The sequence below is a fragment of the Streptomyces sp. NPDC046308 genome (assembly GCF_055588065.1).
In genome coordinates this window covers 327,255-349,071 of the sequence record NZ_JBVJFB010000009.1, presented here as the reverse complement: position 1 = coordinate 349,071, position 21,817 = coordinate 327,255, and the positions used below count along the sequence as shown (strand labels likewise).

Genomic DNA, 21,817 nt, shown 5'->3' with positions numbered 1-21,817 from the left:
GCGTCGGGTATGAACTCACACGTCCCCGGTACCTCGAAGACGGCCGGGCAGGCCTCGGCGCTCCTCGGTGCGGCATCGGCATGCTGGCTGAAGTCCCTGGACCGGATGGAGCGGACGGCGGTGGCCGATCCGGTGATCAGGGTGATGCAGCGGGGTATCCGCGCGCTCCCGTTGGGCGGCATGCGCGATGTGCTGCGGGGCCGGCCGCTGGGCCATCCCCTGCATCCCGTACTGGTGCAGGTGCCGATCGGCTGCTGGCTGTCGGCCGCCGTACTGGAGGTCGTCCCGGGGGCGCAGCGTGCGGCGGCGACCCTCACGGGCGTCGGGCTGGTCGGGGTCGCCCCGGCGGCGATCGCCGGCTGGGCGGACTGGGCCGACCTGCCGCCGGCGCAGGCCCGGGTCGGGCTGGCCCACGCGGCCTCCAACGTGGCCACGGTGACCTGCTACGCCCTGTCCCTGGCCGCGCGGCTGCGCGGCCGTTCGGCCAAGGGCCGGCTGTGGTCGCTGGGCGGGCTGGCCGCCGTGGCCGTGACCGGCGCGCTGGGCGGGCACGTGGCCTACCGGCAGGCCGTCGGAGCACATCCCGCGAGCTGACGGCGAGCTGACGGGCGAGCTGAATCGGAGGGGCCCGGACTCGGCGAGTCCGGGCCCCTCCGTCCGGGCGGTCAGGCGATCGGGCCGCCGAAGGGCCCGGCGGGGCCGTAGTACAGGCCCACCTGCTCGCGGTAGTCCGCGTCGCCGAGGTGCTTGTCCCGGTGGAATTCCGGGGACTCCTTGATCTGCTCCTTGGTGCGTTCCACGTGGATCGTCCGCTGCTCCGGGTCGATGGAGATCACGGTGCTCGCCGGCAGGAGGACCTCCTTGCCGAAGATCCACACCCCGGTGTCGACGACCAGGTAGGCGTCACCGACCTCGTCGGAGTGCTTGTCGACCTTGCCGATGCTGCCGTCGACCGCCTCGACCTTGTAGCCGGTGAGATCGGTCCCTGCCAGGTGGCCCGCCGTCGACTTGTAACTCCACACATGCTCGGTCACGTGAGAACAACTCCTCCGGTGAGTGAACGGATCAACCGACTTCCTGAACCGCCTATGCCCTGGATGGGTCCGGATGCACGGACTAGATGCGGGGCGGTGTCCCGTCACGGCCCGGCAGGAGCTCCTTGGCCTTGGCCACGGCGAAGCCCCAGCCCTGGGCCACGGTCGGTTTGCCGGGCACGGCGACTTCCTCCGGGTTGGTGAGCACGTCCAGCAGGACCGGCCCCGGTGTGTCGAAGGCCCTGCGTACGCCCTCGTGGAGCTCGGCCGGGTCGGTGACCCGGATGCCCGTCAGGCCGAGGGCCGTGGCGACCGCGGCGAAGTCGGGGTTGTCGAGTTCCGTGCCGAATTCGGGCAGACCAGCCTGCTCCTGCTCCAGCTTGACCATGCCCAGGCGGCGGTTGTCGAAGACGACGAGCTTCACCGGCAGCCGGTACGTCCTGATGGTCATGAGGTCGCCGAGCAGCATGCTCAGGCCGCCGTCCCCGCACAGCGCGACGATTTGCCGCTCGGGTGCCCACAGCTGGGCGCCGAGGGCCTGGGGCATGGCGTTGGCCATCGAGCCGAGGTTGTACGAGCCGATCAGGCGGCGGTCGCCGCGCATGGTGACGAAGCGGGAGAGCCAGACGGTGGCCATGCCGGTGTCGGAGGTGAAGACGGCGTCCTCGGCGGCGTACGCGTCCACCGCCGCGGCCAGCGCCTCGGGGCGGATGGCGTGCTCACGGTTGTCCAGGGCGGCCCGCAGCTTCCCGGTCCAGCGGTGCTCGTGCGCGGGGTCGGCCAGCCGCTGCTGGCCCTCCTGCCAGTGCTGGAATCGCTCTCGGGCGTCGTCGAGGTGGGCGCGGTCCGGGGCCGCCTTCAGCAGCGGGAGCAGGGCCCGCAGAGTGGCGCCGACGTCGCCGGCCAAGCCCACGTCCACGGGGGTGCGGCGGCCCAGGTGGTCCTCGCGGGCGTCGACCTGGACCACCTTGGCGTCCTTCGGGTACCACTCGCGGTAGGGGAAGTCGGTCCCCAGCATGAGAAGCACGTCCCCGCTGTCGAGCGCGTGGGCGGCGGCCGGGTTGCCGATGAGACCAGTCTGGCCCACCTGGAAGGCGTTGTCGTCCTCGAACCCCTCCTTCGCCTTCAGCGTGAGCACCATGGGCGCCGCCAGCAGCTCGGCGGTTCGCAGGACCTCGGTGCGGGCCTCCCGGGCGCCCTGGCCCACGAGGAGGGTCACCCGGGAGGCGGCGTTCAGCAGCTCGGCGGCCCGGGCGAGGGCCGGGTCGTCGGGCCGGGTGACGGCGCGGTCGAGGGCGAAGCGTGTGGGCCGGTCGTCGCTCACCTCCTGGTCGCCCAGGTCGCCGGGGACGGTCAGGACGGCGACTCCGCCCTGGGTCACGGCGGCGCGTACGGCCGATTCGAGCAGGCGCGGCATCTGCTCGGGGGAGGTGACGGTGGCCCGGTGGACGGCTACGTCGCGGAAGAGCAGGTCGTTGTCGACCTCCTGGAAGTAGTCGCTGCCGATCTCGGCGAGGGGGACCTGGCCGCAGATCGCCAGTACGGGGGTGCGGCTCTTGGCGGCGTCGTAGAGGCCGTTCAGCAGGTGTACGGAACCGGGGCCCACCGTGCCCATGCACACGCCGAGGGTCCCGGAGAGCTGGGACTGGGCCGAGGCGGCGAAGGCGGCGGCCTCCTCGTGCCGGCAGCCGACCCAGTTCAGGCCGGCGGAGGTGCGGATGGCGTCGGTCAGCGGGTTCAAGGCGTCTCCGACGACGCCGAAGACGTGCTGGACGCCGAGTTCCTCGAGTGCGTCGACGATGACGTGGGCGACGGTGCGTGCCATGGGAGTGCCCTTCGGTTGCCGGTTCGGGGCCGTTCGTCGGCCGCCGGGTGGCCGGTTCGTCGGCCGTTCGGCGGCCGGTTCAATGGCCGGTTCAATGGGTGAAGTGGTCGGGGTCGGCCGCCTTCCAGTCGGCTGCCCAGCTTTCGGGCGGCGATGCGAGCAGTTCTCCGGGGGCGAGCCAGGCGCGCAGTTCGGCGTACGAGCGGACGGTGTGCGGGTCCACTCGCTGGAGCAGCATGTGGGGGCGCAGCTGGTGGGGGCCGTCGACGCCCATGGCCGCCATGATCTGCAGCGCGCTCTTGACGGTCGCCTCCTGGTAGCGCCGTACGCGCTGGGCCTTGTCGCCTACGTCCAGGGCCCGGGCGCGCCGCTCGTCCTGGGTGGCGACCCCTACGGGGCAGGTGTTGGTGTGGCAGCGCTGGGCCTGGATGCAGCCGATCGCGAACATCATGGCGCGGGCCGCGTTGGTGTAGTCGGCGCCTTGGACCAGGCGTTTGACGAGGTCGGCGCCGGTGGCGACCTTGCCGGAGGCTCCGATCCGGATGCGGTCGCGCAGGCCGGATCCGACGAGGGCGTCGTGGACGGTCATCAGGCCGTCGCCGAGCGGCAGGCCGACGTGGTCGGCGAACTCCAGGGGCGCCGCGCCGGTGCCGCCCTCCGCCCCGTCGACGACGATGAAGTCGGGGGTGACGTCGGCTTCCCGCATGGCCTTGCACACGGCGAGGAACTCGCGGCGCGAGCCCACGCACAGCTTGAACCCGACGGGCTTGCCGCCGGCGAGCTCGCGCATGCGTGCCAGGAAGCGCACCAGCTCGCGCGGGGTGGAGTACACGCGGTGGAACGGCGGCGAGACGACGGTCCGCCCCTGCGGCACACCGCGGACCCGCGCGATCTCCGCGTTCACCTTGGCACCGGGCAGGACGCCGCCGATGCCCGGCTTGGCGCCTTGACTGATCTTCAGCGACACGCACTTGACCTGCGGGTGTGCGGCCTTCTCCGCGAACTGCCGCTCGTCGAAGGCCCCGTCGTCGGTACGGCACCCGAAGTATCCGGTGCCGATCTCCCACACGAGGTCCCCGCCGGGGCGCAGGTGGTACTCGGACAGGCCGCCCTCGCCGGTGTCGTGGGCGAAACCGCCCGCCCGCGCCCCGGTGTTGAGGGCGAGGACGGCGTTGGCGGAGAGGGAGCCGAAGCTCATCGCCGAGACGTTGAGCAGGGCCATGTCGTACGGCTCGGTGCAGTCGGGTCCGCCGACCCGGACCCGGGGCGGGTCGGACCGTACCGGGTGCGGGGCCATGGACGGGGTGAGGTATTCACTGCCGGGCCGGTGGAGGTCCAGCTCGGTGCCGAACGGCTCCTCGGCATCGGTGCCCTTGGCCCGCTCGTAGACGATGCTGCGGGTGTCGCGGTCGAAGGGGCGGCCGTCGACGTTCGGCTCGATGAAGTACTGCTGGATCTCCGGCCGCAGCGCCTCCATGGCGAACCGGAGGTGCCCGAACAGGGGGTAGTTCCGCAGGATGGAATGCCGGCGCTGCAAGAGGTCGTACGAGGCCACCAGGGCGAGCAGCAGCATCGGGCCGGCCACGGCCCACCACCAGGGCGAGACGAGGAGGGCGGCGACCGCGGCGAGCGCGGCCGCGGCGCCGGGCAGGATCGGGGTGAGTATCTTCAGCACGCCCCGCTTGTGTCCCGGCGACCGCGCGCCAAGCACGGGAGATTGGTGTGGGGTCGGTTGAGCTGCGGTGATGGGCAAGCGAGGTGACAGAGAGTCTTGAGTTCTCCGCCCTGCCGCTACTGATAGACGAGCGGTCGGCCGCGTCCCGGAGTGCGGTTGCCGCCGCGCCCCGCCTCGAGGCGCCGGTGCCGTCCTGCCCCGAGTGGACGCTGTTCGATCTGGTGCGGCACCTGGGTACGGGCCGGCGCCGGTGGGCCGCAATCGTCGCCGCCGGCCCGGCCGCGGCTCCGCCGGCCCGGGAAACGGCGGCGGCGCCGCGCGAGTTCGAGGCGCTGCCGGCCTGGTACGCCGAGTTGAACGACTGCTGGTGGGCGCGCTGCGCGAGGCCGACCCGGAGCGGGAGTGCCGGCCGTGGCGGGCCTCCGGCGTATCCCCGGCGACTGCCCGAGGCGTTGCCCGGCGCCGGGTGCACGAGGTGCTGGTGCACACCCACGACGCCCGGCTCGCCCGCAGGGGCCGTACAGCCGATGCCGGCGGACGTCGCGATCGACGGCGTGGCCGAGGGCTGCCTTGGGGTGTTGCGAAAGTCCTGTGCGGTGTCCGCGGTGTCCGGTGCGTGCTCTCGGCGTGCCGGGTGAAGGCCCTCGTACTGGGCGTACTCGGGACTTCGGCCGGTGCGGCGAGAGTGCGTGCCGGGCGCCGCGGGCACCGTGCGGGACTTTCGCAACACCCCTAGCTCGTCCGGGCTCGCGCGGTGCGGGCGACTCCGGGGGCGTCCGGCGCGGGCGTGTGTCCCGGGGCCGCGTCCAGTACGACGCGCGGCAGGGCGTCCGGGTGCTTCTCGGCGAGCCAGGCGATCAGTTGCTCCCGTACGGCGCAGCGCACCGTCCACAGGTCGTCGGGGTCCTTGGCCGTGACGATGACCCGTACCACGATGGTGGACGGCGTCGTCTCGGTGACGGCGAGGTCCCAGCCACGGCCGTCCCACTCCTTGCAGTTGTGCAGGATCTCCTCGGCCTTGTCGCGCATGAGCTCGACGGGTGCGCGGTGGTCGCAGTGGAGGAAGACGGTGCCGGTCATCTGGATGCCGCCGCGCGACCAGTTCTCGAAGGGGCGGGTGGTGAAGTACGAGACGGGCATGGTGATGCGGCGTTCGTCCCAGGTGCGTACGGCGAGGAAGGTGAGGGTGATGTCCTCGACGATCCCCCACTCGCCCGCGACGACGACCGTGTCGCCGATGCGCACCATGTCGCCGAAGGCGATCTGGAAGCCCGCGAAGAGGTTTCCGAGGGTGGATTGGGCGGCGACGCCGGCCACAATTCCGATGATGCCGGCGGAAGCGAGCACGGAGGTGCCGAGTGCGCGGAAGCTCGGGAAGGTGACGAGCATCGCGGCGAGCGCGACGACGGCCACGAGGACCGTCACCACCCGCATGATCAGCGTCACCTGGGTGCGGACGCGGCGCAGCCGGGCCGGGTCGCGGGTGGAGGTGGCGTAGTGGGCGTACCCCGACTCGACGACGGCGGAGGCCACGGCCACCAACAGCCAGGCTCCCGCGCCGATCAGGGTGAGGGAGAGGACGCGGCCCACGGCGACAGCGTGGTGCTGCAGCGGTGGCCAGGCGATCTGCTGGTAGGCGCCCCTGAGCAGTGCGGCGAACATCACGATCAGGACGGCGTTGCGGCACCGGCGCAGCAGGTTCCACAGGGGCGTCTCGGGGTGACGTGCGTCGGCTCGGCGCAGTAGCAGGTCGACGACCCAACCGGCGGCGAGGGTGAGCAGGATCGAGCCGCCCAGGACGGACAGCACACGAAGAGCGCTGTTCATATCTCCTCAACGGATGTAGGTGACATGGACGTTCCCGCCCCTGCCCGCTGGGAGGGAGCTGACACAGGAGGGTCCGGAGCGGTTCCCTTCACGCCCTCCGTCTCACGGCGAAATCCGGCCGGAGCGGCCGCTCATGTTCCGGCCCGCACGGGGAACACGGCCGTCACCGACCGAAAGGGGCACGGACATGCTCGGCATCGTCGCCGCAGTGCTTTTCTTCATCGCTTTCCTGATCAACGCGGCCGGCATCGGCACCAACGAAGTGTTCAGCTCCACGAACTTCACGCTGATCGGTCTCGCCGCGCTCGCGCTGCACGTCGCGGGCATCGGCCACGGATGGGCGGCCCGGGGACGGGGCCGGGTCCGCAGGCGGCGCTGACGCCGTGGCGGCGGTCAAGCGAGAGTGGCGGGTCAAGCGAGAGGCGACGGCCGGCAGCGCGGAATGGGCGGCCCCGGATACCCCCGGATACGCGGGAGCCCGGCCGCGCGATGGCGGGGGGATGCCACCACGCGGCCCGGGTCCGCTGGGGAGAAACCCGCGCCGCTCACCGTCGCGGACTCCCATGACCACCCTTATGGCCGGTCTCCGGCGGCTCAAACAATCGAACGCCCCTTTTTTCTCGGAGTGCCCGGAGCGGTCGGGGCGGCTCCGCGGACAAGCGCGGAGATGCGCGGACAGGGGAGTGGACGCCCGGGTCTGCGGGCAGGCGCGTCGTCGACGGGGGCTCCTCCGCGCCCGGCAGCACGGGGTGGAGGGGCCACGGTTCCGATCGAAGGAGTTGTTTCGCATGACGGAGAACGTCTGGGCCTACCGCGTCGGCGTCGACTACCTCGCGGCCGACCTCACCGGCTACGGGGTCGAGGCGCTCGACGGCAGCATCGGCAAGGTCGACAAGCACTCCGACGAGGTCACCGACGCCTATCTGGTCGTCGACACCGGTGTGTGGATCCTCGGCAAGGAGGTCCTGCTGCCGGCCGGCCTGGTGACCCGCATCGACCACTCGGCGGAGAAGGTCTACGTGGACCGTACGAAGGACCAGATCAAGGCCGCTCCGGAGTTCCGCCGTGACGAGCACCTGGGGAACGCGGACCATCGCGAGGCCCTGGGCACGCACTACCTCTCGGGCATGCCGTTCGGCGTCCCGCCCGCCTGACCCGGTGCCCGGCGTGCTCGCGCGGCCCACGTTCCCGGCCCGCGTTTGCGGGGCGCGATCGGGGTCAGAGGCGGAGAGCAAGGCATTTCCCGCACCCTCAACTCAGGGAGTGATCAGCTGTGGCGAGCAACGAGAAGGGCCGGGCCAAGGCCGAGCAGGCCAAGGGCAAGCTCAAGGAGACCGCCGGCCGCGCGGTGGGCAACGAGCGACTGACCACCGAAGGCCGCGCCGAAGCGGCCAAGGGCGATGCCCGCCAGGCCAAGGAAAAGATCAAGGACATGTTCAAGCGGTGACCTGACCGCTCGGCGGACGCGGCGAACCGCACCGCGGAGGCAGCCCGGATGCCGCCTGCCGCACGGATGCGCCTCGGTCCCGAACCCGTCAGGGGTTCGGGACCGAGGCGCGTTCGGCCCCTGAGATCACTCCGCCGGCGCAGCCGCCTCGATCGACGCGGCCGAAGCTGCCGCCTCGATCGACGCGGCCGAAGCTGCCGCCTCGATCGACGCGGCCGAAGCTGCCTACTCGATCGACGCGGCCGACTCGATCGACGCCGCCGATTCGACCGACTCGGCTGCCACGATGCGCAGCAGTCCGGGGAACCGCTGCTCGATGTCGGCCCGGCGCAGGCTGGCCATCCGGCTGTTGCCCCGGTCGACCTGGCGGATCAGCCCGGCCTCGCGCAGCGCGCGGAAGTGGTGCGTGACGGTCGCCTTGGAGACCGGCAGCGCGAAGGAGCTGCACGTCCGTGCCGCGCCGTCCGGTCCGGCCGCCAGCTCGCGCACCACGCGGCGGCGCAGCGGATCCGCCAGCGCGGAGAGCACCGGGCCGAGCTCGATCTCCTCGACGTCCGGGTGACCTTCAGCGTCGGGCATGCGGGACACCTTTCTTGAGGTACGGATTGCATCGTACCTATGGGTTCGGTAGCGTGCGGAAGGTACGACCTTCATTGTACCTATCGGGGGGAGAACCCTGCATGTCCCAGCCGTTCGCACTCGTCGGCACCGCGCGCCCCCTACCCGAGCGCGCCGAGGAGTTGAAGGAACTCCTGCTGTCGTTCGTCGAGCCGACCCGGCAGGAGGCCGGGTGCCTGGAGTACCACTTCCACGAGGACCGCGACGAGCCCGGCACCTTCGTCTTCTACGAGGCATGGCGCTCCCAGGCCGACCTCGACGCCCACCTCGCCCTCCCCCACATGCGGGCCTTCTGGGAACGGCGCATGGACTACCTGGAGACCGACCTCGACATCCGTTTCCTCACCATGCACAGCCCCTACTAGGACCGGTCAGGCCGGGGTCGCGCTACCGGCCCCGCCACCCCCGGTGCGGTATACCTCCTCTGGGGCTCACCCGGGCCCGTGAAGGGAGTGGTTGCCGTGGAGCGCACGACCTGCTGCGTGGTGGGAGGCGGGCCGGCCGGAATGGTGCTGGCGCTGCTGCTGGCCAGGGCCGGTGTGGAGGTGACGGTGCTGGAGAAACACGGCGACTTCCTCCGCGACTTCCGCGGTGACACCGTGCACCCCAGCACCCTGTCGCTCCTCGACGACATCGGCCTCGCCGAACGGTTCGCCCGGCTGCCTCAGCGCCGCGTGACCACCGTGCAACTGCCCCTCGGACCGGACCGGTCCCTGGTCACCATCGGGAACATCGGGGCGCTGCACGGGAAGTACAACTACATCGCGATGGTGCCCCAGTGGGACCTCCTCGACCTCCTCGCCGACGAAGCCGGCCGCGAACCCTCCTTCCGCCTGCGCATGGACACCGAGGCGACCTCCTTCCTCGTCGAGCGCGGCCGCGTCACGGGCGTGCGCTACCGCTCCGCGGACGGCAGCACCGGCGAGCTCCGGGCCACCCTCACCGTGGCCTGCGACGGCCGCGGCTCACTGGCCAGGGCGCTGCCCGAGCTGGGCCTGGAACACTTCCCCTGCCCGATGGACGCCTGGTGGTTCCGCCTGCCGCGCCACGAGGGCGACCCCAGCGGACTCGTGGGCGGCCTGGGCGACCGGTTCTTCACCGCGCTCATCGACCGCGGCGACTACTGGCAGTGCGCCGCGCTCATCCCGAAGGGGACCGACGCCGAGCGCCGCGCCGAGGGGCTGGAGCGCTCCATGGCCCGATTCACGGACGCGGCCCCGTGGCTGGCCGACCGAAGCCATGCGCTCACCTCCTGGGACGAGGTGAAGCTGCTCGACGTACGGCTCGACCGGCTGCGCCGCTGGCACCGGCCCGGGCTGCTGTGCATCGGCGACGCCGCCCACGCGATGTCGCCCGTCGGCGGCATCGGCATCAACCTCGCCGTGCAGGACGCGGTGGCCGCCGCCCGCCACCTCGTACGGCCGCTGCGCGAGGGGACCGTGGGGCTGCACGACGTGCGCCGCGTCCAACGCCGCCGCTGGCCCACGACGGTGGCGACCCAGGGCCTCCAGCGCCTCGCCCACACCCAGGTCATCGAACCGCTGCTGGCCGGGCGCACCGCGTTCGGCAATGCGCGGCGGGCCAAGCGGATGACGGAGCTCATCACCGAGTCCCGGTGGCTGAACCGCGTCCCGGCCTACTTCATCGCGTACGGAGCCCTGCGCGAGCGCCCGCCACAGGAATCACTGCGCTGACCGAGCCGCCTGCCGGGCCGGGCCGCCTGCCGGGCGGGGCCGGGCTGGGCTGCCGGGCCGGGCCGCCGGGTCGCCTGCCGGGCCGGGCCTGGTTGCCGGGTCGGGCTCCGGGCCAGGCCGGGCTGCCGGGTCGCCTGCCGGGCCGGCAGCGGCAGACGCAGCGGGCTTCGCGTTCCGCCCCCAGGCGATGTCCGCGCGCCCTGGCCGGGCGCAGGCCGATGCGCTGGGCTGGACGGCGCTGAAGGCCGTACGGAGCGCAACGCGCGGCTCGAGGGCGGGGTTCCGGCCCCAGGCCACTGTTCCGTCGGCCCGGAGCCCTGCCAACCCCCGCGACGGGATCGGGCGTTGCGCAGCCACCGCAGCATCAGCCTGCGGTGGCTCAGCGGGAGCAGCATCGCCGGGGTACCCGGACCGACGGATCACCCCGACTGCTCCTCCCCCGACTCCCCTCCGGGGTCGCCGCCTTGCTGCCGCCCCGGCTCGTTGCCGGGATCCTGGCCTCCGCTCGCGCCTGACTCCCGGCCCGGCGCGTTCGCCGGACCCGTGCCGGTGCCGGTGCCGGAGCCCTGGGCCGGCGCCTTCCCGGGAGTCTGATCCGGACCGGGGTCCTTGCCCGGCCCGTTGCCGGCACTCTTGTCCGGGGCGTCGTCCGGTGCCTGGCCGGTTTCCGGCGTGTTCGCGGGAGCCTTGCCCGTTTCGTGGCCGGGCGTTGTGCCGGGCTCCGGAACCTTCGCCGGAGCCGTCCCCGTGTCGGGCTCCTGGCCGGGCGTCTTCCCCGAGTCCTTCCCCGGGCCCTTGTCCGACTGCTGACCGGGCACCGTCGCCGGTTCCCGGCCGGGCTCCGGACCCGAGTCCTTGCCCGGTGCCTTCTCAGGGGCCTCGTCCGGGTTCCGGCCCGATTCCTTGCCGGGCTTCCGGCCCGAATCCTGACCCGGCGCCTTGGCTGGTTCCTTGCCCGGCGGCTTCTCCGAGTCCGCGCCCGCTTCCCGGCCAGACTTCTGCTCCGGCTCCTTCCCGGGTGCCTTCCCGTGCTCTTCGCCAGGCTCCTTGCCAGGGTTCTCGGCAGGGGGCCTCCCGTGGCCTTCGCCCGGACCCTGGCCTGACTGCTTACCGGGGCTCTTGGTGGCCGCGCCGTTCCGGTACCCGTGATTGGTGACCCGGGTGTCCCAACCCAGCCGGACGGGCGTCAGCGACCGCAGGTACGAGGGAATCTCGGGCTGCCGGATACCGAGCGAGCCGGAGAACGCCCTGCCCTTGTCCGGATGCCGCGTGAGGAACCGGATCTGCTTCTCGACGTCACAGCTCACGACGTTCCGTGTCCCCCCGTACAGGCCCGGATATCCGCCGTCGACCTCGAGCGTGCGCGTGCCGCCCGCGGCGTGCGCCGTACGCGCCGTGCTCGCACTCTCCTTCGCCTTCTCGCCCGCGGTCATGGGCGTCACCTTGGCGACGCTCTCGGCCTGTGTGGCCGTCGACGGGGTGAACGGGTCGAGCCCGGCCTCCGGAGCGGCCTGGAGGAAGACCTCGCCGCCCGCCGCGGTGTTCCCGCCCAGCACGGCGAAACCGAGGACCACCGCCGACACCACGGCCACCGCCGTACTCACGCTCAGTACGGCCCTGCGCGACCGCCACCCGCGCACCCGTCCACGACCCGCCGGCGGCGGGGACCCGGCCGAAGGGACCGGGAGGGGCCCCGAGGGGGGTCCTGAGGGAGGCGGCGGCCCCGATGGCTGCGGAGGGGGCGGCGGGGGCGGGGGCTCCACGGGCGCGCCACGGCCCGACAACGGGCCGGGCGGCGGGCCGGTGGGGCGCTCGGACGAGGGAGGCAGGGAAGTCATGACGCTCGCCCCCGGACACAGGGCTGCGGGTAGACCGTGGTGACTCGCATGCGCTCACTCCTTCCGAACCGTCAACGCCTCCACGTCCCGGAGGGGGAACCTGGGCATCTGGACCTTGGACAGGGACCCACCGACTACGCGTGCGTCCGTCTCCCGAGTAAGCCCGCTTCCCCGAACCACGTCATGCCGCGACCTTTCGGGACTTGACAGACGACGGCCCGCACCCCGTCACGAGAGGGGCATCCGGTGGGACCGGCCCGTCCTCCCTCGGCGCGGCGCGGAGCGGGAGCGGGCGGTGAGCAGCGCGCGCACGGTTGTCGGCGTGGAGGAGGACCCCACGCGGTCCAGCACCGTCCTCGGCGTGGGATCGGAGAGTTCGCCGTGGTGTCCGGCGGTGTGCAGGCGCCTCGACAGTCCTGCGGGCCGTGCGAGGGCCGCTCGCGCTTCGGTGGTGCGTAAGGAGACTTGCGGGGGGTTCTCGCTCCGCTCGAACGGCTCCCGGGCCGCCTGGAGTTCCCGCGCCGGCTGCTCCCCCGTACGCGGGGCGACCAGGTCCGCGACCGTGCGGTCCTCGACCTCGCCGGCCGTGCCCCCGGGCGGCGGCGCCCTTCGCTGCTCGCGGCCGTCCACGGGGCCGAACAATTCGTGGGCTCGTGGCCCGGTTTCGGCGGGGCTCCGCGGCGGGGCTCTGCGGCGGAGCCCGGGGCCGGGGTCCGCCGCAGGGGCCGTCTCAGCGGAACAGCATGGACGCGTCCCCGGCCGGGGTGTTGACCGAGCCCGGACAGAGGAAGCTGCCCGAGGTCTTGGCGGCGGTGAAGGCGCGGTTGATGTACTTCCGGCTCGTCCCGTCGCGGTCCCACACGATGTTCGTGGCCTTGTAGCGGCAGGAGATGAAGCTCTGCCGGCCGGTGATGTCGATCAGGTCGGTCCGTGCCGTGCCGGCGGTGTCGTCGAAGGTGAAGGCGGGGTTGTTGTTGAGGGAGGCGGCGATGCCGCCGCCGCAGGCCAGGTTGCCTCCCGGCGCGTTGACGGTCGTGCGGTCGACGGTGAGGGCGGCGGGGGCGGCGGCGCTGGTGCTCGCGTTGGTCCAGCTGCAGCTGTTGCCGGCGACCACGATCACGCCGTCGACCTTCTGGTCGGCGGCCGAGGCGCCGGGGGTGTGCGCGAGGGCGGTGCCGGTGCCGGTGAAGGCCGACGCGACGACGAGCGCCGCGATTCCGGCGATGCGTGAGATGCGGGTGCCGTGCTTGATGGGCGGGGTGTGCCTCATGGTTCGCTCCTCCATGCCACGTACTGGTGGGGGTGGGCGAGGCGCTGGGCCTCTCAGAGGGTGCGGAGTGCGTGCCGGGAGAGTCCCACAGCCACCGTGAACTGTCAGGAGCATGTCAGCGCGATACCCGTATTTGGCTGGAAACTACCCGTCGGTAAGAGCGGGCCGCCGGGCACCCGGCGGCCCTGTCGGTGCGTCAGGAGGCGGGCGTGGCCGCGGAGGTCTTGCGCAGCACGCCTATCTTGTCGATGCGGTGCTCGGGATTGCCCTGGGCGTCGCTCCAGAAGTTGCCCTCAGCGTGATCCTCGGGCGTGGCGCAGGTCGAGATCGTGATCATGGCCTGGGTGGGGGCCGCACCGGGCGCCCCGGGCACGGCCGCGCGCTGTTCGCCGAGCGAGCGCTCCGAGCGGAAGGACGTATTGCGGGTCGCGATGATCTCGTAGGTGTACTCCATCTTCCCGAGGGTCACGACGACCGTGTCGCCCACGTCCACGGAGGGCAGGTCGCGCAGCGGACCGCCCGCCGAGAGACGGTGCGCGGTGATCAGGAAGTTGCCCACCTGACCGGGTCCGACGCCGCCCAGCTTTCCGTACGGGCTGGCCGCCACGCCGAGGTTCTGGATGCGGGTCCCCGGTACGTCGTCGGTGGTGCCCTCGTACGGCATCACGCGCAGTCCCGAGAGGCCCACCGAGGGGATGGACAGCGTCGAGGCCAGGGTCGGAACGCCGGTGCCCGGGGCCACGGGCGCGGGCCGCGACGCAGCCGGAGCGGCGGCGGCCGGGGTGGTCGGGGCGGCCGGGGCGGCCGGGGCCGAGGCGGGGACCGCGGGTGTCCGCGGGCGTGCCGGGGTACCGGCGGCGACCGAGGGCGCGCACGCCGCCAGCAGGGCGGCCACGGCTCCGGCCAGTACGGCGGGGACGGCACGGGAAGGGATCGGCAGGTGCATGGGCGCTTCCGTGTCGGTCGGTCGTCCGGGGCTGCGGCAGGCGGGTGACCCGGTTCAGCGGCCAGAGTGACATACGGAGCAAGAGGTCCATAAGTGTCTCGGTATGTGACGTCCCTCCCCCGACCGCCCGGCCCGTGATCAGCCCGAGCCCGGACGCGGTCACTGAAGACGGCGGCTCGCCGCGTTGCGGACGCGGCGGGTGCGGCCGCGCTCGGCGAGCAGGCGGAGGGCCTCGGGTGAGGTGATGACCTGCGCGATGACGGCCGTGCGCTGGAACCAGTCGGACGCGTCCGTGACCTCCTCGGCCGTCCACGGCTCGGCCAGGGCGATCGCCCTGAGGAGGGTCCACTCGCGCAGGCGGCGGGAGAGGAAGGCCCGGTCCCCGATGACCGCGGCCATCGCCTGGGCCCAGTCCGGGAAACGGGCGTCGGTCAGCAGCTGGGCGGCCCGGCGCTCCAGGTGGTGGTTCACCGCGCCTTCCGCCATCGACACGCAGTCGTCGCACAGGACGGCGGCCAGCAGGCCGGCCTCCTCCGCCTCCGGGACGTTTTCCAGGAGTTCCAGGTAGCGGGCGTAGCGCCGGTGCTCGGGCGGTTCGTCGTCGGTCTCGGGCGGTTCGTCGTCGGTGTCGGGGGGTTCGTCGTCGATCTCGGAGCCGGTCACCCTTCCATTCCATCGTTTCGCGCGATCATCCGGTACCGATATTCCGTGTCGTGCCGTCGGCCGACCTAGGAGACTCGCCTCATGGTGGACATGGGCGTGTTCCGGGACGAGGTCAGCGGCTGGGCGGCGGGGGGCGGCTCCGGCGGGCCGGCCGGTGAGCTGGCCGCGCGGCTGGGGGTGCGGACGGCGGTGCTGCTGGAAGGGCCGAGTGATCTCGCGGCCGTTGAGACGCTGGCCGCGCGCCGTGGCCGCGACCTGGCCGCCGAGGGGGTGTGCGTCGTGCCGATGGGCGGGGCGATGAGCGTGGCCCGGTACGCGGGCCTCCTCGGGCCACCCGGCCTCGGCCTGCGCCTGGCGGGGCTGTGCGACGCGGGCGAGCAGGGATTCTTCGACCGCGGCCTGACCCGGGCGCGGGCGCCCCGCCGGGGGATCTTCGTGTGCGTGGCGGACCTGGAGGAGGAGCTCATCCGGGCGCTGGGCGCACCGAAGGTCGAGGAGGTCGTCGAGACCGAGGGGGACCTGCGCGCCTGGCAGACCTTCGTGCGTCAACCCGCGCAGCACGGCCGGTCACGGGAGCAGCAGTTGCGGCGCTTCCTCGGGACGAAGAAGGGCCGCAAGATCCGCTACGGCCGCCTCCTCGTCGAGGCCCTCGACCTCGACGAGGTGCCGGCTCCACTCGACGACCTCCTCGCGAGCCTCTGACCGGAGGCCCGCGCACACCGCGGGTCGTCACTCCTGCCGCAGGCCGTCGACCAGCTCGCGCGGCAGCCCGTGGGTGTCGTGGAGGTAGTGGAAGTCCTCCCCGGTCAGCGGGCCTCGGAACCGGGGCCGGGCGAGCACCTTCCGGCCGCGTTCCAGGATCCCGCCGAACCGGCGCTCCTCCTCGATCAACATCCGGAGCACGTCCCCGGGCCGCATGTCGAGCCGGAAGTGGTCCAGGGTGTGCCGGACCACTTCCTCCGGCAGGTCTCCGAGTCCACGTGTGGAATCGTCGCGCCACAGCAGGGTGAGCACCCGTCGCACGAGGCGGCGCAGCACGTAACCCTGTCCGGTGTTGGCGGGGCGCACCCCGTCGCCGAGTACGACGATGGCCGAGCGCAGGTGGTCGCAGACCACCCGCAGCGATGTCTCGTCCAGGGGCCACAGGGGCGGCACGAGGCGGCGCCAGGGGTCGAAGACGTCGCACTCGAACACGGACGACCTGCCCTGGAGCAGCGAGGCCAGCCGCTCCAGGCCGAGTCCGGTGTCGACGTTGCGCTGGGGAAGGGGCACGAGGGAACCGTCGTCGAGCCGGCGGTGGCTCATGGTCACGTGGTTCCACACCTCCACCCAGCGGTCGTCGCGGGTGGGTGTCGACCGGGGCGGGCCGTCACCGGTCCACAGGAAGATCTCCGAGTCCGGACCGCACGGTCCGACGGGTCCGTTGGACCACCAGTTGTCCTCCACGGTGAGTTCGACGGGGACGCCCCGGTCCTGCCACAACTGGAGGGAGGCGGTGTCCGGCCCGGTCTGGCCGTCGCCGGCGAAGACGGTGGCGTGCAGCAGGCCGGGATCGACGCCCAACCCCTCAGTGAGCAGCCCGTAGCCCCAGTCGAGGCTGAGCGGACCGTCGTAGTCGCCCAGTGACCAGGTGCCCAGCATCTCGAAGACCGTCAGGTGGGTGGCGTCGCCGACCTCCTCCAGGTCCGTGGTGCGCAGACAGCGCTGTACGTTGACCAGCCGCCTGCCCAGGGGGTGGGGGCGGCCCTCCAGGTACGGGGTGAGGGGGTGCATGCCGGAGGTGGTGAAGAGCACGGGGTCGCCGGGTGGCGGGAGCAGGGTCGATCCGACGATGCGGCGGTGGCCGCGCTCTTCGAAGTACTCGACGAACGTGTTGACCAGCTGTTCTGTGTGCATGGGTGCGTCCTTCGCGTCAGCGTGGGAGAGGCACCGGAGAACGGGACCGTTCAGTCGTCCGGCCGGGGGCGGGGATGCCACGGCACTACCGACGGACCGTTGTCCGGTCGCCGGGGAGAGAGAAGGTCAGGCGGCGGCAACCGGCGAGCTGGTCGCTCGCGCGGTCGCGGTGGTGCTGGGGCCGGTGACGTTCATGCGGCCGACCGTAACGCGGGCCCGCCCGTCGCCGCGAACGAATTTGCCGCCCGCGAGCAGGGCAGGGCGGCCCAAGGGCAGGACCAGGAGGGCCGGCAGCGGCCGCGGACCCTACGTCGGACAGGGCGGGTCCTCGGCCGGAGGGTGCGTCTCGTCTTCGCGGCGGTCGACGAGGACGATGGCGACGTCGTCCGCCAGGCGGCTCTGGGTGTGGTCGAGCAAGGCCTGGTGCAGGCCCTCCAGGAACGCCGCCCGCGTGTGGTCGCGCATGCTCACCATGGCCTCGGGGAGGTCGAAGAAGACGTCGTCGTCGTTCCGGGCCTCGGTGACCCCGTCGGTGCAGAGCAGCAGCCGGTCACCCGGGGCGAAGGGGTAGCGGTCCGTCCGCCCGGGAGGTCCGCTGATGAACTCCTCGAGACCGAGCGGCGGCAGGGGGAGGGTGGGCATCAAGGAGACGACCGTGCCGTTGCTGAGCAGCAGCGGCGGCGGATGGCCCCGGTTGATGACCTCGACGTGCGGGCCGTCCGGGACCTGGGCCACGATCGCGGTGACGAACGCCTCCAGGATCGCGTCGTCGCCTTCGACCGCGCTGTCGCTCGCGCCCGCGACGGCGGCGTCCCGCCGCAGGGCCGCCCCGCAGTGGTTGACGACCTCCACCAGGTCTTCCTCGTAGTGCACCGACTCCCGGAACGCGCCCAGCACGACCGCGGCGGCCCGTACGGCGGGCAGCCCCTTGCCCCGGACGTCCCCGACGATCATCCGGACCCCGTACCGGGTCTGGACCACGTCGTACAGGTCGCCGCCGATGAGGGCGCCCGTCTCGGCCGCCAGGTACATGCTCGCCGCCCGTACGGGGCCGAGCTTGTCCGGGACCGGCCGCAGCAGGGCCTCCTGGGCCGCGACGGCGATCCTGCGGACCTGGTTGAGCTCGCCCTCCCGGCGCGTGCGCGCGGCGCCGCTCGTCATGAGGCTCGCCCCGGCGACCAGGAACAGGGCGAGGAAGTTGGTGTAGACCTGCTGGCCACCCCAGGCGTTGTTGTGGGTGGCGGTGATCGCGCTGACGGTGACGGCCACCGCCGTCGCCGCGAGCGTGCCCGTACGGCCCATCGTCACCGCGGCCAGGGCGGGGGTGGCGACCAGCATCGGGCCGGTGTAGATGACGTGGAGCGGCGTGAGCTCGATGAGGAGCACCAGCAGGGCGATCGCGAAGGGCACGCACTCCGCGATCACGAAAAGGACGTGGTGGTGACCGCCGGCTCCCGGTCCCGGGGGCGAGCGCAAGGGCGCTCTCATGAGTACAGCCTGCCTTGCCCGGACACGCGGCCGCCACTCCGGTCCTCGGGCACCGGCTCCCCACGCGCGGGGCGGCCGCGCTCGGGCGCGTTCGTGCTCGGGTCGTAGGTATGCCGCGAAGGCGCAGGCCGCGGGTACGTCGCGAGGGCGCGGGCCGCGGGTACGTCGCGACGCCGCAGGCCCGTAGGTACGCCGCGAGGCGCGGGCCCGTAGGTACGCCGCGAGGCTGCGGGCCCGTAGGTCCGTCGCGAAGCTGCGGGCCGCCGTCGGAGCCCGCAAGCGATTTCCGATGACCCGACCCCCGCACCGGCCGGTTCCAGCCAACCTGCGCTCCCCCACGCTCCGGGAGCCCGGCGGCACCCGGACACGATCAGCGGCCGCGCCAAGGGCACCGCCGGCGCGAGGTCGGCCAGATCCCGCTGCTCCGGCCGACGGCCTGCGCTGTACTCACTCCCCCCGTTGCAGCGACCCCGCGACGGCCCCTCCGCACACCGCGGACCCGGGCCTCCTCGCCATGCGCGGGTACAGCCGAACCGGCCTCCACAGCAACCCGGTTGAAGGAGACAGAGCATGTCCGAGCAGCAGACCGAGGACGAGAAGACCGCCACCCCACCCGCTCCGGCCACCCCACCCGCTCCACCCGCGCCCCCCGAGTTCACGTACACCTGGGGCCAGCACAACGAGGCCATGGAGGCGCTGTCGCTCGGCCACATGGCCCGCCGCGTCCCGTCCGCCCTCCGGCAGACCGCGCGGCTCGCCGTCGCCGTCAACCGCACCGCCTTCCACGTCCTGGTCGCCGCCCAGATCCTCGGCGGGATCTGTACGGCGGCGGCGCTCGCCGCGATCTCCCGGGCGATGGTCCCGCTCCTGGCCGGCGACGGCGTCCAGGAACGCGTCTCGGCCGCCGCCTGGCCGCTGGTCGTCGCCGGTGCGATGACCGCCCTCGGCGCGCTGGCCTCCATCGCCTCCGGCAGCGCCGCCCGCCGCCTCAACCCCGGCATGGCCACCCTCGCCGACCTCGCCATGGTCGACGCCCACATGGACGTGGAGCTCGCCGCCTACGACGCCCCCGACTTCACCGAGCGCTCGGAGGCCGCCGAGACCGGCTCCGCCCGCTCCGCCATGCTCCTCCAGGACGCCCTCGGCTTCACCGGCGGGATGATCGACATGATCGCGGTCGCCTCCGTCCTCGCCGTGGTCCACCCCGTACTGCTGCCGCTGCTCCTGCTGTCGGTGGTCCCCCGCGGCCTGGGCTCCGTGTATGCCGCCCGCCTCGACTACCGCCTCCACAACCAGACGGTCGCCTCCCGCAACATCAAGCACATGATGCGCTGGCACCTGACCACCCCGAAGCTCGCCGACGAGCTGCGCGGCAACAGCATGCGGCCCTACGCCCACCACTGGTACGCGGCGGTCTGCGAGCGCATCGACTCCAAGATGGTCAGCTCCGCGCCCCGCTACCTCGTCGTCTACCTGCTCGCCGCCACCGCGTCCGGGGTCTTCGTCGTGGCGACGTACGGGGCGCTCGCCGGGCTCGTCGTCGGCGGCTACATGGCCATCGCCGCCGCCGGCACGGCCATCGTCGCCATGCGGACCTCCACCGCCGCCCTGTCGCAGCTCGTCGTCTACGGGGCGGCCATGTTCCAGCACGCGCTCTACCTCGGCGACTACACCACCTTCGTCAAGGAGGCCGCCGAGAGGTCCGGCCCGCGCGGCCCGCAGGTGATGGAGAACGCCCCGGAGAAGATCCGGCTGGAGGAGGCCTCCTACACCTACCCTGGCAAGGACGCCCCGGCCCTCGGCCCCGTCACGCTGACACTGGCCCGTGGTGAGGTCGTCGCCGTCATCGGCGAGAACGGCGCCGGCAAGTCCACCCTCATCCGCCTGCTGACCTCTCTGACCGCCCCGACCTCCGGCACCGTCTCCTGGGACGGCGTGCCCACCTCCGACGCGGACCAGCGATCCGCCTGGGCGCACGTCGGCCTCGTCACCCAGTCCTACGGGTACTGGCCGTTCTCCGCGCGGGAGAACATCACCCTCGGCCAGCCGGACCCCCGCGGCGAGGAGGCCGTGTGGGAGGCGCTGGACGCCGTGGGCATGCGGACGACGGTCGAGGAGTTCCCCAACGGGCTGGACACGCTGCTGGCCCGTTCGGTCTGGGGCGGCCACGAGCCCTCGGGCGGCCAGTGGCAGCGGCTGGCCTGCGGTCGCGCCTTCCACCGCAGGCCGGGCCTGCTGGTCATGGACGAACCGACGAGCGCGATGGATCCCCGCGGGGAGCACATGGTCTTCTCCGGCCTGCGGGACATGAAGGAGGACCGCATCACGGTGATCGTCACGCACCGGATGGAGAACTGCCGGCTCGCCGACCGCATCGTCGTCCTCGACCGCGGCCGCATCGTGGAGCAAGGCCCCTTCGACCAGCTCGTGGCCCTTGACGGCGGCCGCTTCCGCGAGCTGTACGAACTCTCCCAGGACCGCTGACGACATGAGGTGCTGCGGAGCCCGCCGGTCACGGTGCGCTCCGCGGCACCGTGCCGGCCGCCGAGGGCGGTGGCGGCCCGGGGCCCGGGACGCGGCGCCGCGTACCCTCGAGCCGTGTCAGCCTCCCGTCTCCACCGTGTCGCCGTCCTCGTCCTCGAAGGCGCCAAGCCGCTCGACGTCGGCATCCCCGCGCAGGTCTTCACGACCCGGGCGAGCATGCCGTACGAGGTGCGGGTGTGCGGGGCGGCGCCCGGGCTCGTGGCCGGCGGGGACGGCCTGGCGTACCACGTGACCCACGGGCTGGAGGCCCTCGCGTGGGCCGACATCGTCTTCGTCCCCGGTTACCGCTTCCCGGACCGGGAAGATCCGCCGCGGGCCGTCATCGACGCGCTGATCGCCGCCCACGAGCGGGGGGCGCGGCTCGCCGCCATCTCGACGGGCGCGTTCGCGCTGGCCGCCACGGGCCTGCTCGACGGCCGGCGCGCCACGACGCACTGGCACTACGCCCGGGCGCTCGCGGCGAAGCATCCGCTGGTCAGGGTCGACGAGAACGTCCTCTTCGTCGACGAGGGCAGCGTGCTCACCTCGGCCGGCGCCGCCTCCGGCATCGACCTGTGCCTGCACATCCTGCGGGGCGACATCGGTGTGTCCGCCTCCAACCACGCGGCCCGGCGCCTGGTCGCGGCCCCCTACCGCAGCGGCGGCCAGGCACAGTACGTACCGCGCAGCGTGCCCGAGCCGCTCGGCGAGCGGTTCGCGGCCACCCGCGAGTGGGCGCTGCACCGGCTGGGCGAGCCCCTGACGCTCGAGTCGCTGGCCCGGCACGCCGGGGTCTCGCCCCGCACGTTCTCTCGGCGCTTCGCGGAGGACACCGGCTACACGCCGATGCAGTGGGTGATGCGCGCCCGCGTCGACGTGGCCCGTGAACTGCTCGAACGCTCGCAGCGCGGCATCGAGCAGATCGCCGCCGACGTGGGTCTCGGCACCGGGGCGAACCTGCGCCTGCACTTCCAGCACATCCTCGGCACCACCCCGACCGAGTACCGGCGCACCTTCACCCGGGGCGAATAGCGAGCAGCCGGGCGGGGCTCGCCACCGCCGTGGCGGGATCC

At 72.8% G+C, this 21,817-nt stretch carries 22 protein-coding genes and 1 pseudogene; 11 read left to right on the top strand and 12 right to left on the bottom strand.

Translation table 11 applies throughout. The annotated features are described in order from the left end of the window. The first annotated feature begins 9 nt into the window (after window positions 1–9). Window positions 10–594: a DUF2231 domain-containing protein gene (locus tag ACZ6JT_RS31420; protein WP_469214963.1), complete on the top strand. Its 585-nt coding sequence runs from the start codon at window positions 10–12 to the stop codon at window positions 592–594. Window positions 595–665: 71 nt separating this feature from the next. Here the strand turns inward: ACZ6JT_RS31420 and ACZ6JT_RS31415 are convergent, their stop codons facing one another. The 3 genes from ACZ6JT_RS31415 to ACZ6JT_RS31405 all read right to left on the bottom strand — a co-directional run bounded on the left by ACZ6JT_RS31415 (window position 666) and on the right by ACZ6JT_RS31405 (window position 4,432). After that, window positions 666–1,034: a PRC-barrel domain-containing protein gene (locus ACZ6JT_RS31415; protein ID WP_469214961.1), complete on the bottom strand. Its 369-nt coding sequence runs from the start codon at window positions 1,032–1,034 to the stop codon at window positions 666–668. Window positions 1,035–1,116: 82 nt separating this feature from the next. Next, window positions 1,117–2,859 carry a thiamine pyrophosphate-dependent enzyme gene (locus ACZ6JT_RS31410; RefSeq protein WP_469214959.1) on the bottom strand — a complete coding sequence of 581 codons (1,743 nt, stop codon included), beginning with the start codon at window positions 2,857–2,859 and terminating at the stop codon, window positions 1,117–1,119. 91 nt (window positions 2,860–2,950) lie between these two features. Next, on the bottom strand, window positions 2,951–4,432 hold the full coding sequence (locus ACZ6JT_RS31405; protein WP_469215033.1) for an FMN-binding glutamate synthase family protein: 1,482 nt from the start codon (window positions 4,430–4,432) through the stop codon (window positions 2,951–2,953). A gap of 185 nt (window positions 4,433–4,617) precedes the next feature. Here ACZ6JT_RS31405 and ACZ6JT_RS31400 point away from each other — a divergent pair. Beyond that, window positions 4,618–4,995, top strand: a pseudogene (locus tag ACZ6JT_RS31400) (maleylpyruvate isomerase N-terminal domain-containing protein); the annotation flags it as partial. Continuing rightward, a complete protein-coding gene (locus ACZ6JT_RS31395) occupies window positions 4,902–5,270 on the top strand; it encodes a maleylpyruvate isomerase N-terminal domain-containing protein (protein ID WP_469215031.1) in 369 nt (122 codons plus the stop codon). The pseudogene ACZ6JT_RS31400 and the gene ACZ6JT_RS31395, both read left to right, overlap by 94 nt. On the opposite strand, the gene ACZ6JT_RS31390 is transcribed toward ACZ6JT_RS31395, so the two are convergent. Beyond that, window positions 5,267–6,361, bottom strand: coding sequence for a mechanosensitive ion channel family protein (locus ACZ6JT_RS31390; protein WP_469214958.1), 1,095 nt, complete (start codon window positions 6,359–6,361; stop codon window positions 5,267–5,269). The two genes, ACZ6JT_RS31395 and ACZ6JT_RS31390, sit on opposite strands and share 4 nt — an antisense overlap. A gap of 187 nt (window positions 6,362–6,548) precedes the next feature. On the opposite strand from ACZ6JT_RS31390, the gene ACZ6JT_RS31385 reads away from it, so the two are divergent. The 3 genes from ACZ6JT_RS31385 (at window position 6,549) to ACZ6JT_RS31375 (ending at window position 7,808) form a co-directional block, all read left to right on the top strand. Beyond that, window positions 6,549–6,740 carry a hypothetical protein gene (locus tag ACZ6JT_RS31385; protein ID WP_469214956.1) on the top strand — a complete coding sequence of 64 codons (192 nt, stop codon included), beginning with the start codon at window positions 6,549–6,551 and terminating at the stop codon, window positions 6,738–6,740. Between the two features lie 409 nt (window positions 6,741–7,149). Beyond that, a complete protein-coding gene (locus ACZ6JT_RS31380) occupies window positions 7,150–7,515 on the top strand; it encodes a PRC-barrel domain containing protein (RefSeq protein WP_469214954.1) in 366 nt (121 codons plus the stop codon). Between the two features lie 119 nt (window positions 7,516–7,634). After that, the gene (locus ACZ6JT_RS31375; protein WP_469214953.1) at window positions 7,635–7,808 is read left to right on the top strand and encodes a CsbD family protein; all 174 of its coding nucleotides are present in this window, start codon (window positions 7,635–7,637) and stop codon (window positions 7,806–7,808) included. Between the two features lie 225 nt (window positions 7,809–8,033). Here the strand turns inward: ACZ6JT_RS31375 and ACZ6JT_RS31370 are convergent, their stop codons facing one another. Then, window positions 8,034–8,387, bottom strand: a complete 354-nt coding sequence (locus ACZ6JT_RS31370) for an ArsR/SmtB family transcription factor (RefSeq protein ID WP_469214951.1) — start codon at window positions 8,385–8,387, stop codon at window positions 8,034–8,036. 101 nt (window positions 8,388–8,488) lie between these two features. On the opposite strand from ACZ6JT_RS31370, the gene ACZ6JT_RS31365 reads away from it, so the two are divergent. Both ACZ6JT_RS31365 and ACZ6JT_RS31360 read left to right on the top strand, forming a co-directional pair. Beyond that, window positions 8,489–8,791 carry a putative quinol monooxygenase gene (locus ACZ6JT_RS31365; RefSeq protein ID WP_469214949.1) on the top strand — a complete coding sequence of 101 codons (303 nt, stop codon included), beginning with the start codon at window positions 8,489–8,491 and terminating at the stop codon, window positions 8,789–8,791. Between the two features lie 96 nt (window positions 8,792–8,887). Further along, window positions 8,888–10,120, top strand: coding sequence for an FAD-dependent oxidoreductase (locus ACZ6JT_RS31360; protein WP_469214947.1), 1,233 nt, complete (start codon window positions 8,888–8,890; stop codon window positions 10,118–10,120). Window positions 10,121–10,539: 419 nt separating this feature from the next. Here the strand turns inward: ACZ6JT_RS31360 and ACZ6JT_RS31355 are convergent, their stop codons facing one another. The 5 genes from ACZ6JT_RS31355 to ACZ6JT_RS31335 all read right to left on the bottom strand — a co-directional run bounded on the left by ACZ6JT_RS31355 (window position 10,540) and on the right by ACZ6JT_RS31335 (window position 14,837). Continuing rightward, window positions 10,540–11,724 (bottom strand): DUF6777 domain-containing protein, encoded by a 1,185-nt coding sequence (locus tag ACZ6JT_RS31355; RefSeq protein ID WP_469214945.1) that lies wholly within the window; start codon window positions 11,722–11,724, stop codon window positions 10,540–10,542. 462 nt (window positions 11,725–12,186) lie between these two features. After that, window positions 12,187–12,588: a hypothetical protein gene (locus ACZ6JT_RS31350; protein WP_469214943.1), complete on the bottom strand. Its 402-nt coding sequence runs from the start codon at window positions 12,586–12,588 to the stop codon at window positions 12,187–12,189. 100 nt (window positions 12,589–12,688) lie between these two features. Continuing rightward, entirely contained in the window at window positions 12,689–13,228 is a 540-nt protein-coding gene (locus ACZ6JT_RS31345) for a hypothetical protein (protein WP_469214941.1), read from the bottom strand. A 196-nt stretch (window positions 13,229–13,424) separates the two neighbouring features. Further along, a complete protein-coding gene (locus ACZ6JT_RS31340) occupies window positions 13,425–14,174 on the bottom strand; it encodes a sortase domain-containing protein (protein WP_469214939.1) in 750 nt (249 codons plus the stop codon). 159 nt (window positions 14,175–14,333) lie between these two features. Further along, window positions 14,334–14,837 (bottom strand): hypothetical protein, encoded by a 504-nt coding sequence (locus ACZ6JT_RS31335; protein WP_469214937.1) that lies wholly within the window; start codon window positions 14,835–14,837, stop codon window positions 14,334–14,336. An 81-nt stretch (window positions 14,838–14,918) separates the two neighbouring features. Here ACZ6JT_RS31335 and ACZ6JT_RS31330 point away from each other — a divergent pair, with 81 nt between their 5' ends. Continuing rightward, window positions 14,919–15,539 carry a TOPRIM nucleotidyl transferase/hydrolase domain-containing protein gene (locus ACZ6JT_RS31330; protein ID WP_469214935.1) on the top strand — a complete coding sequence of 207 codons (621 nt, stop codon included), beginning with the start codon at window positions 14,919–14,921 and terminating at the stop codon, window positions 15,537–15,539. Between the two features lie 27 nt (window positions 15,540–15,566). Here ACZ6JT_RS31330 and ACZ6JT_RS31325 read toward each other — a convergent pair whose 3' ends face one another. Further along, complete coding sequence (locus tag ACZ6JT_RS31325; protein ID WP_469214933.1) at window positions 15,567–16,733, bottom strand: alanine--tRNA ligase-related protein; 1,167 nt, start codon at window positions 16,731–16,733, stop codon at window positions 15,567–15,569. A gap of 306 nt (window positions 16,734–17,039) precedes the next feature. Further along, on the bottom strand, window positions 17,040–18,221 hold the full coding sequence (locus tag ACZ6JT_RS31320) for a PP2C family protein-serine/threonine phosphatase (protein ID WP_469214931.1): 1,182 nt from the start codon (window positions 18,219–18,221) through the stop codon (window positions 17,040–17,042). Window positions 18,222–18,791: 570 nt separating this feature from the next. On the opposite strand from ACZ6JT_RS31320, the gene ACZ6JT_RS31315 reads away from it, so the two are divergent. Continuing rightward, window positions 18,792–20,705 (top strand): ATP-binding cassette domain-containing protein, encoded by a 1,914-nt coding sequence (locus tag ACZ6JT_RS31315; RefSeq protein ID WP_469214930.1) that lies wholly within the window; start codon window positions 18,792–18,794, stop codon window positions 20,703–20,705. A 114-nt stretch (window positions 20,706–20,819) separates the two neighbouring features. Next, window positions 20,820–21,776: a GlxA family transcriptional regulator gene (locus ACZ6JT_RS31310; protein WP_376619574.1), complete on the top strand. Its 957-nt coding sequence runs from the start codon at window positions 20,820–20,822 to the stop codon at window positions 21,774–21,776. Window positions 21,777–21,817 lie beyond the last annotated feature (41 nt).

Excerpts from the sequence above, each read along its gene's own strand:
- ACZ6JT_RS31410 (WP_469214959.1), bottom strand. The coding sequence starts at position 2,859 with ATGGCACGCACCGTCGCCCACGTCATCGTCGACGCACTCGAGGAACTC.
- ACZ6JT_RS31370 (WP_469214951.1), bottom strand. The coding sequence starts at position 8,387 with ATGCCCGACGCTGAAGGTCACCCGGACGTCGAGGAGATCGAGCTCGGC.
- ACZ6JT_RS31330 (WP_469214935.1), top strand. The coding sequence starts at position 14,919 with ATGGTGGACATGGGCGTGTTCCGGGACGAGGTCAGCGGCTGGGCGGCG.
- ACZ6JT_RS31390 (WP_469214958.1), bottom strand. The coding sequence starts at position 6,361 with ATGAACAGCGCTCTTCGTGTGCTGTCCGTCCTGGGCGGCTCGATCCTG.
- ACZ6JT_RS31365 (WP_469214949.1), top strand. The coding sequence starts at position 8,489 with ATGTCCCAGCCGTTCGCACTCGTCGGCACCGCGCGCCCCCTACCCGAG.
- ACZ6JT_RS31420 (WP_469214963.1), top strand. The coding sequence starts at position 10 with ATGAACTCACACGTCCCCGGTACCTCGAAGACGGCCGGGCAGGCCTCG.
- ACZ6JT_RS31385 (WP_469214956.1), top strand. The coding sequence starts at position 6,549 with ATGCTCGGCATCGTCGCCGCAGTGCTTTTCTTCATCGCTTTCCTGATC.
- ACZ6JT_RS31315 (WP_469214930.1), top strand. The coding sequence starts at position 18,792 with ATGTCCGAGCAGCAGACCGAGGACGAGAAGACCGCCACCCCACCCGCT.
- ACZ6JT_RS31325 (WP_469214933.1), bottom strand. The coding sequence starts at position 16,733 with ATGCACACAGAACAGCTGGTCAACACGTTCGTCGAGTACTTCGAAGAG.
- ACZ6JT_RS31405 (WP_469215033.1), bottom strand. The coding sequence starts at position 4,432 with ATGCTGCTGCTCGCCCTGGTGGCCTCGTACGACCTCTTGCAGCGCCGG.
- ACZ6JT_RS31320 (WP_469214931.1), bottom strand. The coding sequence starts at position 18,221 with ATGAGAGCGCCCTTGCGCTCGCCCCCGGGACCGGGAGCCGGCGGTCAC.
- ACZ6JT_RS31380 (WP_469214954.1), top strand. The coding sequence starts at position 7,150 with ATGACGGAGAACGTCTGGGCCTACCGCGTCGGCGTCGACTACCTCGCG.
- ACZ6JT_RS31340 (WP_469214939.1), bottom strand. The coding sequence starts at position 14,174 with ATGCACCTGCCGATCCCTTCCCGTGCCGTCCCCGCCGTACTGGCCGGA.
- ACZ6JT_RS31345 (WP_469214941.1), bottom strand. The coding sequence starts at position 13,228 with ATGAGGCACACCCCGCCCATCAAGCACGGCACCCGCATCTCACGCATC.